The organism is uncultured Holdemanella sp. (genome assembly GCF_958348295.1).
Classification (GTDB): Bacteria; Bacillota_I; Bacilli_A; order Erysipelotrichales; family Erysipelotrichaceae; genus Holdemanella.
The window spans coordinates 1-15,070 of the sequence record NZ_CATVYQ010000026.1 but is presented as its reverse complement, the minus strand read 5'-3'; the positions used below and the strand labels follow the sequence as shown (position 1 = coordinate 15,070).

Sequence of the window (15,070 nt, the reverse complement as noted above, 5' to 3'; positions counted from 1 at the left end):
TCGTCGTGTTGTTTTTTTTCTGGCTTTAGCCATACTCTACCCCACTTTCTACTTATTTAAGTTGATTTCTAAAATAACCGGTAAAATCATCGGTCTTTTTGCGGTTTGTTTATAAAGATATTTAGAAACTCTATCACGAATCACATTTCTCGTTTCTAAGTTATCATAAGTTTTATTCTCAACCGCTTCTGTAATTGTATCCTCCATGATTTTTGCGACATCACCAGTAATATATTCTGCGTCACGCAAATAGATCAGTCCACGACTTTGAACATCAGGACCATTTATAATTTTCTTTGTTTTGGCATTAATACCAATCGCCAAAATCATTACACCATCGGTACTTAATGTTTCACGATCTTTTAATACAACACCAGCCATATCCCAGTTTTCTTTTCCATCAATCATAGTTTCATGTAATTCCAATTCCATAGAACAAGAAACTAATTTACGATTTTCAAAAGTGGCAACCTGACCATTATCTAAAATGATAATACGGCTTGGATCGTAGCCCATTTCTACCGCAATCTGAGAATTCATGTGCAATAAACGATATTCACCTTTGATTGGAATATAGTATTTTGGCTTTGTAAGGAAAATCATCATTTTTAAGTCTTCTTTACTAGGGTGCATAGTCAAAACATTTTTATCTAAGACAATGATTTCCCCTTCTTTTTTATAGATATCATTCTCCATGCTCTTAAATTCATTTTCAACACCCGGAATCACTGGACTTGCAACCACAATAACATCATCCTGATCAAATACAATCGATTCTAATTCGTTATTAGCAATGTTATTGATTGTTTTAAATAAATATTTACCTTGTCCAGAAATGATCACAACAACATCTTTCATAGAATTATCAAATTCATTCGGATCAATCACAAGTGATGGATCTACTTCATATCCAATTTCTTTTAAGCGTTCTACTAAATCACGTAATTCTTTTGAGTAAAACACCATTTTACGATGACTTGTCATACAACAATCAATGATTTCCTGAATACGATATACACTTTGTGTATAAACACTGACAAAGACACGTTGATTCTCATGTAATTCTAGAACCTGCAAAAATTTTGGTGAAATACGATGACTTGGTGAAGTGTGACCACTTCTTTCAGCACCCTTACTTTCTTGGAGTAGCACCAATACACCTTCGTTGCCAAGTTCAGAAACTGTTGTAAAATCAGCTCTATAAGCATCTTCTAAATCATCGTAGTCCTCAATGAACTCTCCTGAATATACAATATATCCTTGATCTGTTCCAATCGCAAGACCAAATGTTCCTGGATATGCGTGTGTAATTGGAAAAAAGACCACTCTACGTTTACCAATACGTTTTTTATCATTTCGCTTTACAGCATGTACACGCACGCCTGTAATATGTTCTTGGCGAATCATTTTTTGTACTTCTTTAACAGCAAGTGGAGCTGTATATACATCACAAGGGACTTGTTTTAATAAATATGGTAAAGCTCCCATAACATCATCATGACCATGTGTAATAAAAATACCAACAACACGATCTTTGTTTTCAACTAAATATGTAAAATCCTGGATTATAAATTCAATACCTAATGATTCTTTATTATCTGGAAATTTGATTCCAGCCTCAATTACATAGATGGATTCATCCACCTCCACACAGAACAAGTTTTTTCCATCTTCATCTAAACCACCAAGGGCGAAGATACGAATCTTTTCCGTCAATGAAGGCATTTTTTCTTCTCTCATATTATCTCCTTTTAATATTATTATTTTTTTCTAAATTATATCACACTGCTACGCCATCTAAAGAGAAAGTTTTCGCATCTAAGATTTTTACTTCAACAAAATCTCCAGGTTGAATGTTTTCTCCTTTAAAGTTAACTAGCTTTTGTGTATCTGTATATCCCGAATATACATTTTCATCTTTTTTACTAGGGCCATCCACTAATACAGTTACTGTACGACCAACATAAGCCTTGTTCTTCTCTAATGCTAAATCATTCCATGTCTTATTTAATTTAGCCAAACGTTTTCTTTTTGTCTCCATATCAATGGAATCTTTCATACGACTGGCTGGTGTACCAGGTCTAGCTGAGAAGATAAAAGTAAACGCATTGTCATATTTACAATAACGAACAACATCTAGAGTATGTTCAAATTGTTCGTCTGTTTCATTTGGGAATCCCACAATGATGTCAGTTGAAACTGAAACATTTGGAATTGTATTGATAATTTTATCATATAAAGCTAAATAAGATTCTTTTGTATAACGACGTCCCATCAATTTTAAAACATCATCATCCCCTGATTGTAATGGTAAGTGGATAAATGGCATGATATTATCATATTTTGCGATGATATCAATCATCTTTTCAGAAAAATCCCAAGGATGACTTGTAGTGAAACGAACACGAGGAATACCAATTTTTGCTACTTCTTCTAATAAAGTCGCAAAATCCTGTTCATTATCCATATCTTTTCCATACGCATTTACATTTTGCCCAAGCAATGTGATTTCTTTATATCCCTCATCCTTAAGTTGTTGAACTTCTTTTAAGATTTCTGACATTTTTCTCGAACGCTGTTTTCCACGTGTATATGGAACAATGCAATATGTACAGAATTTATCACAACCATACATAATGTTGACCCAAGCCTTGAATGTGCCAAAACGATGTACCGGCAAATTTTCGTAAACTTCTCCTTCTTTCGAATAGATTTTTACAATCTTTTTACCGTCATACATACAACTATAAAGCATGCTAGGTAGTTCTTGAATATTATGAGTTCCAAATAACAATCGAACTTGTGGATATTTAGTTAATAAAGTTTCTACTAAACCTTCTTCTTGTGCCATACAACCACAAACACCGATAATTAAATCTTTATTTTCGCGATATAGACGTTTAAAGTTACCAATCTCACCTAATACTTTTTCTTCAGCATTTTGACGAATTGCACAAGTATTGATGATAATCACATCACTATTTTCCGGTGTTTCATTAGGTGTAAATCCTAATTCATCCAAAATACCTGCAATAGTTTCACTGTCACGCTCATTTGCCTGGCAACCATAAGTTGAAATAAAATATGTTTTACCTCTTCCCATCATGCGAGCTGCTTCTGGAATGGTAAATGTATCAATACGATCGATTGTTTTTGTAGTACGTTTTTGTGCTTCTTTTAAATCGGGTAAAACCCATCCTGGTTTTTGTTTCATATGTTCTCCTTTCGAAAAAAAATGCCAAGCATCAAGCTTGGCAAATGTTTTAAATTTGAATTACTGGTTGATTGCTCCAACTGGGCAAGTTCCTACGCATGAACCGCAGTCGATGCAAGTTCCTTCGTCACAAACTGATTTTCCTTCATCATCTAATGAAAGAGCTCCAACTGGACATCCTCCTACACAAGCACCACATCCGATGCAAGCATCTTTATCGATATTTACTGCCATTGTTATTTCCTCCTTGTTTAATAATTTATACTCAAATTATACTATATCCTAGAAGTGAATCAAGACAGTTTAGTAAGTGCAGGCTTACCGTAATTCATTTACCAAACTAAAAAATTGAAGTCGGGACTAAAGCCCGACATTTTTATTTTGCGTATTCCTGGGCACGTGTCTCACGAATAACATTTACCTTAATTTGACCTGGATATGTCAATTCAGATTCAATCTTATCACGAATATCACGAGCTAATTTTACACAAGTCAAATCATCAACATGTTCTGGATTAACTAGAACACGAATTTCACGACCTGCCTGAATCGCAAACGCATTTGAAACGCCTTCAAATCCATTCGCAATCTTCTCTAAGTTTTCAAGACGGTTAATATAAGCCTGAGCACTTTCTTTACGCGCACCAGGTCTTGCAGCACTAATCGTGTCCGCTGCGATAACCAAATGACTTGTTAAGAACTTAGGTTCTACATCACCATGGTGAGAATGGATTGCATTTAATACAATTTCTTTTTCCCCATGTTTTTTACAGAATTTGTATCCCAATTCAACATGAGAACCATCTTGCTGTTCAATATTCAATGCTTTACCAATATCGTGTAACAAACCAGCACGTTTGGCAATTTGTTGATTTAATCCTAGTTCAGCAGCCATGCATCCAGCAATATAAGCTACTTCCATAGAATGCTGTAATGCATTCTGTCCATAAGAATATCGATACTTCAAAGTACCAATCAATTTCACAATTTCACGGTCAATTCGGCCAATACCCAATTTGAAGATAGCATCTTCTCCAGCCTTCATGATTTCTTGATCGATTTCGCTTTGGTATTTTTTAACAACATCTTCAATACGTCCAGGTTGAATTCTTCCATCACGAATCAAATGTTCCAAAGCCAAGCGAGCAACTTCACGACGTACTGGATTAAAGCATGTAATCGTAATCAAATCCGGTGTATCATCAATGTTTAATTCAACACCAGTTGCTTGTTCAAAGCAACGAATGTTACGACCTTCACGCCCAATAATACGACCTTTCATTTCTTCACCAGGTAAAGATACAACACTAACTGTCTTTTCTTGTGTTTCTTGTTGAGACATACGTTCGATTGCTAAAGCAATAATATTCTGTGCTTTTTCGTTAGCCGTTGCTTTTGCCTCATCCTCTTTATCTTTGATATACGCAATTGTTTCATGTTCCATTTTCTTTTCTACAATTGCAAATAATTCATCTTTAGCTGCCTGACTCGACATTTTGGCAACATTTTCTAAAACAACAACTTGCTTGTCGATTTCTTCTTGTAATTTCTTTTCTTTTTCGTCTAATGATGTCAGTTTGTCAGCAACACTCTTCATCTTTTCATTAATCTGACGCTCTTTTTGATTTAACGCTTCATCACGAAAATTCAAGTTATCTTCTCTACGTAATAACTTGTTTTCTAATTCCATTGATTCTTGTTTACGTTCTTTAATTTCTTTTTCAGCTTCTACACGCAAATCATGAGCTTGTGTCTTTCCGTCTAGCACAGCTTGTTTCACGCGAGATTCCGCTTCATTTTGAGCTTCTTTTAAAATCTGTTCTGCTTTTTGCTGATTCTTATTTAAACCTGCTTTTGATAGTCCGACCATACAACCAGACCCAATTGCAAGACCTGCGACACCAGACAAAACGATCCATAGTACATCCATACTATTTCCTCCTTTTCGTCCTTTGTTCTAGGTAAAACCAAAAATATTATACACGAAAATAAGTATAAAGTCTATTGTGTCAAATTCTAAAATAAAAGATGTTTGTCTTAACAAACACCTTATAAAATTGTACGAACCACAAAGAATCCCAAAACTATGACTCCTAATACAATACGATACCATCCAAATACTTTGAAATCATGTTTTTTAATATAGGACATCAAGAAACGAATCACAAAAATTGATACGATAAAGGCTCGGGAGTTTGACACCCCTTTTCACAACTGATTTTAAACATAGCGCTTAAACAAGCGCTTTTCTTTTACTTTTTTTGTCAAATTATTTGTTTTTGTATATCGTATTACCTCGTATTCTGTGATATAATTGTATTAGGTGATATTTATGCGTGTTACAACTACTAAATCTAAAACAGATGAATCTTTTTATATCAATTATGCTTTCATCAACGAAAAAGGAAAAAGCACCTCAAGAATCTACAAGAAGCTCGGTAAACTTTCTGAACTTTCTAAAAAGCTGAATACAGACAGAGATGGTGTCATGGCCTGGGCAAAGGAACAGGCTCGTATAGAAACTGAAAAATATAAAAAGGAAAATGAATCAGTTTCTATCGCTCTTAGTCCTAATATTCCAATCAAGAAGGATCAGCAGCACACTTTCAATTGTGGCTATCTTTTTCTACAAAGCATTTATTATTCTCTACATTTGGATAATATCTGCAGAAACATCAAAAACAGACATGATTACGAATACGATTTGAACGCAATTCTTTCCGATCTGATATATGCTCGTTTTTTAAACCCAACGAGTAAGTTAAGTTCATTTAAGTATTGTCATTCGCTTCTTGAACAACCTACTTATCATTTACACGATATCTACAGAGCATTAACTGTTCTAGCTGAAGAGAGTGACTATATTCAGGCAGAGCTTTACAGAAATTCAAACTACATCCATAAAAGAAATACACGCGTTCTTTATTATGACTGTACAAATTATTATTTCGAAATCGAACAGGAACGTGGAGATGCCAAGTACGGTAAAAACAAAGAAAACAGACCAAATCCAATAGTAGGTATGGGACTATTTATGGATGCCGACGGATTTCCTTTATCATTTGATTTGTTTCCTGGGAACCAAAATGAACAGCTGACATTAAAAGACCATGAACATAAAGTCATCAATGATTTTCAATGTTCTCAATTCGTTTATTGTTCTGATAGTGGACTTGGTTCTAAGAAAAACCGTCTTTTGAACACAACAGGCGGAAGAGCTTACGTGATTACACAATCTCTTAAAAAGCTAAAAAAAGATGTTCGAGAAATAGCTTTATCTACATCACAATACAGAAAGATTGGTTCCAACAAATTCATTGATTTGAATGACCTAGACGAAGAAGATCCAGAAGTTTTTAATTCTATCTACTACAAAGAAATTCCATATGACAGTAACGAGCTTTCTGAAACTTTAATTGTGACTTATTCGCCTAAATACAGAAAATATCAAGCATCTATACGTCAGAATCAAATACAAAGAGCTCAAAAAATGATCACAGATAGCGGCAAGCCAAAAAAGAATCGTAAAAATCCTAACGATCCTGCTAGATTTCTTAAAAAACAGTCCTTCACAGACAATGGCGAATTAGCTGAAGATGAAATCTGGCGAATCGACCAAGAAGTTATTGAAAAAGAAGCAATGTATGATGGATTCTATGCCGTCGTTACAAATCTTGATGACGATGTTCAAGATATAATAGCCATCAACAAAAGAAGATGGCAGATTGAAGAATGTTTTAGAATTCTAAAATCAGATTTCGATGCCAGACCCGTTTATTTAAGAGACAATGATAGGATCAAAGCTCATTTCCTTATTTGTTTCATGGCCTTATTATTCTTCCGAATTCTAGAAAACAAACTAGAATATAAATATACAGCAGACAAAATTGTGGACACCATGAAAAAGATGAATCTTACATTATTAGAAGGATATGGATACATCCCATCCTATACAAGAACAGATATTACAGATGATCTTCATAAATTGTTTGGATTCAGAACAGATTACCAAATAACAAAAAAGCAGAAAATGAGAAACATCATACATCAAGCAAAAGATAAGAAAAAAATACTATAATCCGCAACAACGCAAAAAAGTGGCTCAAAGCCTTTATACTAGGGCTTTGGACCACTTTATTTCTTTTCTGGCTGTCAAAGACAGGATATTATACACGAAAATAAGTATAAAGTCTATTGTGTCAAATTCTAAAATAAAAGATGTTTGTCTTAACAAACACCTTATAAAATTGTACGAACCACAAAGAATCCCAAAACTATGACTCCTAATACAATACGATACCATCCAAATACTTTGAAATCATGTTTTTTAATATAGGACATCAAGAAACGAATCACAAAAATTGATACGATAAAGGCTACAATCATCCCAAATGCAAGAATAAAAAATTCTAACAAACTAAAAGAGAAACCGAATTTTATCAATTTTAAAAGACTTGCCCCAAACATAACAGGAATTGCCAAAAAGAAAGTAAATTCAGCAACAACAGCACGACTTACACCAATCATTAGTCCACCAATAATCGTTGAACCCGATCTAGATGTTCCTGGCAAAACAGCAGCCACAACTTGAAATAAACCAATAATCAAAGCATCTTTATAAGATATGGCATCTAAACTAGTAACGCTAGGACGCATATTCTTATTACGATTTTCAATATAAATAAATGCAACACCCACTAAAATCAACATCACTGCAACTACAAAGCCATTATATAGATGTTCATCAATCCAATCATCTAACAATAATCCGATAATTGCAGCAGGCAATGTAGCCACTAAAATTTTTGACCATAAGATCCAAATGGATTTAACTGGAATATATTTCCCTTCTTTATTTTTTCTAAAAGGAAATATTTTGTTCCAATACAATAAAACAACTGCAAGAATTGCACCTAACTGGATAACCACTAAAAACATATTCCAAAATGAATCCGATACATTCATAGGCATGATTTCTTCTAATAAAATCATATGTCCCGTTGAACTCACTGGTAGCCATTCGGTAATCCCTTCGACAACTCCATACAATATCGATTTTAAAATCTCAATCATATAATCCTCCATACTATAGAAAAAGCCAGGATACCCTGGCTACATTATTACTTTTCAACGATTTGTTTGCCGTTGTATTCGCCACAAGAGCACATCTTGTGAGCAAGTTTATATTCACCACAATTTGGACAACGAGTCAACGCTGGTTTTACCAATTTGTAATGTGTTCTACGTTTTGCTTTACGTGTTTTTGAATTTCTTCTCTGTTGAACTGCCATGCTTGCACCTCCTAGTCATCATCCAGTTTGAAATCATTTAACTTTTCCCATCGTGGATCAATTTTTGGCTCTTCTTTATCTTGATCCGATAAAAGTTGCCAACCATCTCCCTTTGGATATTGATCACGAGGTAAACGAGTGATACTCATTGGAGCCTCATATAATATCGCTTGGAAAATCTCTGGGTTAATATCGATTGTATCTTTTTTCACCACGATAATTTCCTGATCCTCTGCATCCTGTACTGGAGCAAAAGAATACGTTTGTTGCGACTCCGCCTCAAATGGAAAATCAATATCTTCATTTGTGATAGAATCTAGAACAATCATTGTCCCGTCCATTCTCAAATCACTCGATACGAAATTCATTCCGTCAAACTCTAATGTACCCGTAACATGTACATCTGGAATAGACTTGACAGAAGTATGATGAAGCAGATCGTTTTCTTCAACCGCAATCCATTCATCGATATCAATAATATGGTTATTTGCATTTAAGAAGTCTTTTCTATTAAATTTCACGATCTTCACCTCATGTCGCATTTGATATTATAATAAAAGTAATTCATAAAGTCAATATTTCCACAAGAAAAAGATTCTGTTATCATAATAATTATGAAAACATGTGGAATTATTACAGAATATAATCCTTTCCATCAAGGACATATCTATCATATCAAAAAAACAAAAGAATTAACACAGTGCGATTGTTTAATTGCGATAGTTTCTAATCATTTTACACAAAGAGGCCTGCCAAGCTTATTAAGCATGGAAGATAAGACTCAATTAGCATTAGAATCAGGATGCAACCTTGTAATTGAACTACCACCATGTTATGCAGCACAAAGCGCCGATTATTTTGCCAAATATGCCATTGAATCACTGCACGAACTAAATGTTGATCAAATCTGCTTTGGTTCAGAAACAAACAACATTGACACGCTAAGAGAGTATGCCAAACAAATGGAATCGACAAAAGTAGATCCATCATTAAGTATGAATCGAAATTTATATTCAAAAGACATACAACCAAATGACATCTTAGGCATTCAATATATCAAACAATGTGACAAGTATAATATCATTCCACAATCCATTTCTCGAAAGGATACTTTCAAAAGTGCCACTCAAACACGTAAAGAATACTTTGAAGGCATTGCTCAATTTAAGGATTGCTACTTCAATCCCAATCAAACATGGGACACTTACTATCCATATCTTAGAAAATTCTTTATTTTAACTGACGCAAATATTTTATCCACCTATTTTCTAGTCAATGAAGGTATTGAATATCGCTTAAAAGAAAATGCCAAGAAATATTTGAAGTGGGAAGATTTTCTGTTGGCATCTATTTCTAAAACTTATACAAAAGCTCGTATCCAAAGAACTTGTATGTTCATTTTACTTCAAATCACTAAAGAACAAATACAAGAAAACAACCAATTTAACCAAGTGATTGTATCTGGATTTGATTCCATCGGACAAGAATTTTTAAAAGGTAAACATGTTATCACAAAATTTAAAGAACTTCCTAAATTTCTGCAAGACATTGAATTAAAGTGTCAATACTTATGCTTCGATACTTTCAAAGCTAGAAAGGTAATTTACTATGATCGTTAGTTTATTTGTTTTACTTTTACTTGTATTGATCTATATCTATTTTTTTCCATTCATCCCCCAAAAAAAGAAACACTATACCTATGCATTATTGCTTGGATGTCCATCTCATAATGATGGCACTATGTCTTCAAGTCAAATCAAAAGATGTAACCTTGCCATTGAGATGTATAAAAAAAATCTTTATGATACATTGATCATCTCTGGTTCTAACGTTAAAAATAAGTATATAGAAGCTAAAGTTATGAATGATTACATTCAAAACAAAACTATGATTCCAACCATTCTAGAAACAAACGCAAAAAACACTTTTGAAAATTTTAAATTTTCAAAAGAAATCATTCAAAATAAGGATGTCTTGATTTTAACTTCACAGACACATGCCAAAAGAGCATGTGCTATCGCAAAACAATTTTTTCGAGATTGTGGATGTAGCTGGTATAAAGATTTAAAATTTAAACACATCACAAGAGAAATTATTTCTCGTATCCTTTATATTAAAATTGAAATACTAAAAAAATTAGGAAGGTACTAAAACCTTCCTATTGAATTGTACGAACAACTTCATTGACGCTTCGTACTTTTTTTAAATTTGAAATTAAATTTTGTAGATGCGCTGCATTTTTAACTGTAACCGTTAGCTTTGTTGTTGCCTCTAAATTGCCTTCATCTACAGCTGAATCAACATGCTTCAAATATACGTTGCACTGCTGCAATGTTGTCACAATATCACTCAACAAATAATTTCGGTCATCGCTATGAACAATTAAATTTACTTCATATTGTTTTTCATCAAGCCCCTCTTCCCATTGAACAGGAATCAAACGCTTTTTTTCATTTATAATATTAGGACAATCCGCTCTATGTACTTTTACGCCTTGTCCTTTTGAAATATATCCAATAATCGGATCACCAGGTATAGGTCTACAACAATTTGCCAAAGATACCGCAATCGTATCAATTCCAGGCACAACAACACCACAACTTGAATGTTTCGCAGGATTTGCAGATTGCTTATTGTAGATCTTCATGATTTCTTGATCTTCAAGCATATTCGAACGATTCTTAACCAAACGATCTACGATAGACTGCAACGAAACACGCTTCATCGCAATACCAACATATAAATCATCCACTGTTTTAAATGATAATGACGTTAATATGGATTCTAGACGTTTTTGATCCATCAATTTTACATCTAATTTTAAACGTCTAAATTCATCCTCGAGCATAGATTGACCAAGCTTAATACTGTCTTTACGAGATTGCTGCTCTTGTTTTTGAAGGAAAGCACGAATCTTATTTCGAGCATGTCCACTCTTAACAATTTTAATCCAGTCAGCACTTGGACCAACAGAATTGTTGTTGGTTAAAATGTCAACGACATCCCCCGTTTTTAAAGGCGTATTTAACGGAACAATTGCTCCATTAACTTTTGCTCCTACCGTTTTATTTCCAACCTCTGTATGAATTCTATACGCAAAATCAATCGGACATGATCCAGAAGGTAACGCAATAACTTTACCTCTAGGAGTTAAACAATAAACATTTGCTTCAAAAATATCTTTTTGAAGTACATTCATATATTCTAGAGGATCTTCACTCTCTTCATCGGTCATCATAGAAAAATCTCTAAACCAAGAAAGTTTATCCTCAATTTCTTTCTGTTCGTATTCTGGGGCATAATTACGATTTTCTTTATACTTCCAATGCGCTGCAACACCTCGTTCGGCAATTGCATCCATTTCTTCTGTACGAATCTGAATTTCGAAAATATTACCATGCCCAGGTTCTACGATCGTTGTATGCAAAGATTGATACATGTTTGCTTTTGGCATCGCAATGTAATCTTTAAAACGGCCTGGAATCGGCCTATACTTTGCATGGATATAACCTAATATTTCATAACAATGCACAACTGAATCTGTAATAATACGAATGGCTAATAAATCAAGAATTTCTTCAAATCGTTTATTTTTTGTCACCATTTTCTTATAAATACTATAAAAATGTTTTGAACGACCAAAAATACGATATTGAATATTATATTCTTTTAAAACAGCTTCGATATCCGAAATCATTTCTTGAACTTGTTCATTACGATCACTTTCACGCTGTTTCACTAAACCTTTGATTTCTTCATATTTTTTATAATCCAAATATTTAAAAGATAAATCTTCCAATTCATTTTTAATTTCACTAATACCCAATCGGTGTGCAATTGGTGCATAGACACTTAATGTTTCACGCGCAATCTTTTTTTGCTTTTCCGGACGCATATACTGCAAAGTACGCATGTTATGCAAACGGTCAGCTAGTTTAATTAAAATAACACGAATATCTTTAGCCATCGCAATAAATAATTTACGATGATTACTAGCCAAATATTCTTCTTCGTCCTTAAACTTGATTGCCCCAATCTTAGTAACCGCATCTACCAAAGTTGCGATTTCTTCACCAAATAGTTCTGTAATCGTATCCGTAGTTACCCCTTCACAATCCTCAACAGTATCATGTAAAAGACCAGCCGCAATAGTTTTTGGACCACAATGCATCACAGCTAATGTATTGGCTACTTGAATAACATGAACAACGTAGGGCTCTCCACTTTTACGGAATTGTCCTTTATGATGTTCATAGGCAAAATCATATGCCTTTTGAATCAACTCAATGTTTTCTGGGCGTTTTATATATGCTTGGACATTTTCCATGCACTCTTCAAAAGTAACTTGCTTTTTCTGACTCATAATCACTGCGCCCCCTTTCCTAAACTAAACTTTTTATTCTCCTTCAAAATGTGTTAATGCACACACTGGGATATCTTTAAATTTTTCTCTTCCTTTTAAATCATCTAATTCAATCACAAAAGCCACACCTACAACACTAGCCTGCATACGCTCTACCATTTTAATAATGGCTTCCACTGTACCACCTGTAGCTAATAAATCATCGATAATGACTACTTTTTGTCCTGGTAAAATGGCATCCGCATGGACACAAAGCTCATCTTGCCCATATTCTAGATCGTACGTTTCATTGACTGTTTCTCCAGGAAGTTTTCCTGGCTTTCTAACTGGTACAAAACCAACATTGTTTTCTAAAGCCACTGGAACACCAAACAAAAAGCCACGTGCTTCTGGACCAATCACTACATCTGCACCAACACTTTTCACAAACTCATTTAATTGATCCACGCAATAACGCATTGCACTCGCATTCTGCAAAATTGGTGTTACATCTCTAAAAATAATTCCTTCTTTAGGAAACCCTGGAATACTTTCAATATAATCTTTTAAATCCATACTTAACCTCTTTCTAATTGATTCCATTTTACTACGCATATACAATCTCATCAATCACAAAATTCACCTGTTTACGCCCTTGATACTGATTGATTTGTACCGTACCTATAAAAGAATAAATTGAATTAACACTTTTTTTATATTCAGAATCACTCTGATTAAACCGCATACATTGCAAACCTGATTCTAAAGTATATTTACGATGTTTATGATTTTGAAAATCATATAACGACTTAACTTTAGGATGTACGATTTCAAAACTAGGAAAATCAAATCCAGGCCCAAAAGGTCTTAGCAAGTCTAAAGATTGAATCGTTTCTAAACTTAACTCTTCATCATCGATAATCAATGTTTTCTTCGTTTTTACACTATATGTATATTCCTTGATACGTGTATGAATAAAATCTTCAAACATATCAAACTCATTCAGATTTAATGAAAAACCTGCTGCATTTTCATGACCGCCAAACACAACAAAATGCTCATATGGGCCAAGAAAATCCATACAGTTAAATCCTTCTGGACTACGCATGCTAGCTTTATATCCCTGTTCATTTTTAGCTAAAACAATACAAGGTTTATTAAATCTGGAACACAAACTTCCCGCAACCAAACCAATGATTCCTTCATGAAAGCTAGTATCTTCAATGATATAAATCTCTTCATCTGCCTTGCACTTCAACAAGGCTGTTTTTTGCATCTGATCTGACATCTGCTTACGAATCATATTGATTTGAGTAATTTGCTGACCCAACGAATAAATACTTTCATCATCATGCGCCAAAAAATAACGAACGACATTGTTCGCATTGGCTAGATTGCTGAGTCTTCCAATCGCATTTAATTTCGGTACAACCTGAAATCCAATACTCTTTTCATTCAACTCTCGATCAGTAGCTAAAGAAAATATATGCTTTTCATGTGTTTTATTCATCAAATTTAAACCATTTTGAATCAAAGCACGCGTTTGTCCTTTCACAACCATCATATCTGAAATACTTGCAAGGCCAGCAAGCTGTAAAAGATAATCATCATCTACATCTAACACACGCATACATTCATAGGCGATTCCAGCACCACATAATGTTTTAAAACAAGGTTCCATAAGCATAGGATGTACCACTACATCACAATTTACTTCTTCATCCATAGTATGATGATCTGTAACAATCACATCCATGCCTAACTCTTTGGCCAAAGATAAAGCTTGCGCACTCTTAATTCCATTATCTACAGTAACAATCAAAGAGTACCCTTTTTTATAAGCCAACTTAACCGTTGTTTCACTCAATCCATACCCTTCTTTGATACGATCAGGAATATAGAAGCCACATTCAAGACCTAATTTTCTAAGTCCTGAAACCATAATAGTTGTCGCACTGATGCCATCACAATCATAGTCACCTGCAACAATTACTTTTTCCGAATTTGAAACAGCATTTAAAATGCGTGTTTTAAATTTTTCTATACATTCAGATTCAGAAATTGGATTTAAAGTCTGTCTATTTGTCCAATAAGCCCATTTTGTTGAATCTGGCTCCAAAAATTCTAAAACTTTTTTTGTTAATTCTGTCATTTGTTTCATACATGTAATTGAACTAACACACTCTAACGAGTGTGGGCTTTTTTTTATATAGCCTAGTTCTT

13 protein-coding genes and 1 pseudogene are annotated in these 15,070 nt (G+C 34.0%); 3 read left to right on the top strand and 11 right to left on the bottom strand.

Features of this window, described 5'->3' with window-relative positions; all coding sequences use genetic code 11:
- Positions 1-48: 48 nt before the first annotated feature.
- The 5 genes and pseudogenes from Q3907_RS06155 to Q3907_RS06135 form a co-directional block, all read right to left on the bottom strand.
- Positions 49-1,740 (bottom strand): ribonuclease J, encoded by a 1,692-nt coding sequence (locus Q3907_RS06155; RefSeq protein WP_301897665.1) that lies wholly within the window; start codon positions 1,738-1,740, stop codon positions 49-51.
- Between the two features lie 40 nt (positions 1,741-1,780).
- The gene (gene miaB, locus Q3907_RS06150; RefSeq protein ID WP_301897664.1) at positions 1,781-3,214 is read right to left on the bottom strand and encodes a tRNA (N6-isopentenyl adenosine(37)-C2)-methylthiotransferase MiaB; all 1,434 of its coding nucleotides are present in this window, start codon (positions 3,212-3,214) and stop codon (positions 1,781-1,783) included.
- A gap of 60 nt (positions 3,215-3,274) precedes the next feature.
- Positions 3,275-3,448, bottom strand: a complete 174-nt coding sequence (locus Q3907_RS06145) for a 4Fe-4S binding protein (protein ID WP_040466055.1) — start codon at positions 3,446-3,448, stop codon at positions 3,275-3,277.
- A 142-nt stretch (positions 3,449-3,590) separates the two neighbouring features.
- A complete protein-coding gene (gene rny, locus Q3907_RS06140; RefSeq protein WP_295643504.1) occupies positions 3,591-5,144 on the bottom strand; it encodes a ribonuclease Y in 1,554 nt (517 codons plus the stop codon).
- A gap of 119 nt (positions 5,145-5,263) precedes the next feature.
- Positions 5,264-5,401: pseudogene (locus tag Q3907_RS06135) on the bottom strand (undecaprenyl-diphosphate phosphatase); the annotation flags it as partial.
- A gap of 145 nt (positions 5,402-5,546) precedes the next feature.
- Here Q3907_RS06135 and Q3907_RS06130 point away from each other — a divergent pair.
- Positions 5,547-7,292, top strand: coding sequence for an IS1634 family transposase (locus Q3907_RS06130; RefSeq protein ID WP_301897663.1), 1,746 nt, complete (start codon positions 5,547-5,549; stop codon positions 7,290-7,292).
- Positions 7,293-7,453: 161 nt separating this feature from the next.
- Here Q3907_RS06130 and Q3907_RS06125 read toward each other — a convergent pair whose 3' ends face one another.
- From Q3907_RS06125 to Q3907_RS06115, 3 genes are read right to left on the bottom strand one after another with little or no spacing between them, the layout of a single operon-like run.
- On the bottom strand, positions 7,454-8,287 hold the full coding sequence (locus Q3907_RS06125) for an undecaprenyl-diphosphate phosphatase (protein WP_301897662.1): 834 nt from the start codon (positions 8,285-8,287) through the stop codon (positions 7,454-7,456).
- A gap of 47 nt (positions 8,288-8,334) precedes the next feature.
- A complete protein-coding gene (gene rpmF, locus Q3907_RS06120; RefSeq protein ID WP_003864180.1) occupies positions 8,335-8,505 on the bottom strand; it encodes a 50S ribosomal protein L32 in 171 nt (56 codons plus the stop codon).
- A gap of 11 nt (positions 8,506-8,516) precedes the next feature.
- Positions 8,517-9,026, bottom strand: a complete 510-nt coding sequence (locus Q3907_RS06115; RefSeq protein ID WP_295561123.1) for a DUF177 domain-containing protein — start codon at positions 9,024-9,026, stop codon at positions 8,517-8,519.
- 93 nt (positions 9,027-9,119) lie between these two features.
- On the opposite strand from Q3907_RS06115, the gene Q3907_RS06110 reads away from it, so the two are divergent.
- On the top strand, positions 9,120-10,124 hold the full coding sequence (locus Q3907_RS06110) for a nucleotidyltransferase family protein (protein ID WP_301897661.1): 1,005 nt from the start codon (positions 9,120-9,122) through the stop codon (positions 10,122-10,124).
- Positions 10,114-10,656: a YdcF family protein gene (locus Q3907_RS06105; protein ID WP_301897660.1), complete on the top strand. Its 543-nt coding sequence runs from the start codon at positions 10,114-10,116 to the stop codon at positions 10,654-10,656. The genes Q3907_RS06110 and Q3907_RS06105 overlap by 11 nt, the downstream gene beginning before the upstream one ends.
- Positions 10,657-10,663: 7 nt before the next feature.
- Here Q3907_RS06105 and Q3907_RS06100 read toward each other — a convergent pair whose 3' ends face one another.
- The 3 genes from Q3907_RS06100 to Q3907_RS06090 form a co-directional block, all read right to left on the bottom strand.
- Positions 10,664-12,868 (bottom strand): bifunctional (p)ppGpp synthetase/guanosine-3',5'-bis(diphosphate) 3'-pyrophosphohydrolase, encoded by a 2,205-nt coding sequence (locus Q3907_RS06100; RefSeq protein WP_295643518.1) that lies wholly within the window; start codon positions 12,866-12,868, stop codon positions 10,664-10,666.
- Between the two features lie 33 nt (positions 12,869-12,901).
- Complete coding sequence (locus Q3907_RS06095) at positions 12,902-13,423, bottom strand: adenine phosphoribosyltransferase (RefSeq protein WP_301897659.1); 522 nt, start codon at positions 13,421-13,423, stop codon at positions 12,902-12,904.
- A 31-nt stretch (positions 13,424-13,454) separates the two neighbouring features.
- The coding region (locus tag Q3907_RS06090; RefSeq protein ID WP_301897658.1) for a DHH family phosphoesterase at positions 13,455-15,070 on the bottom strand (1,616 nt) is incomplete at its 5' end.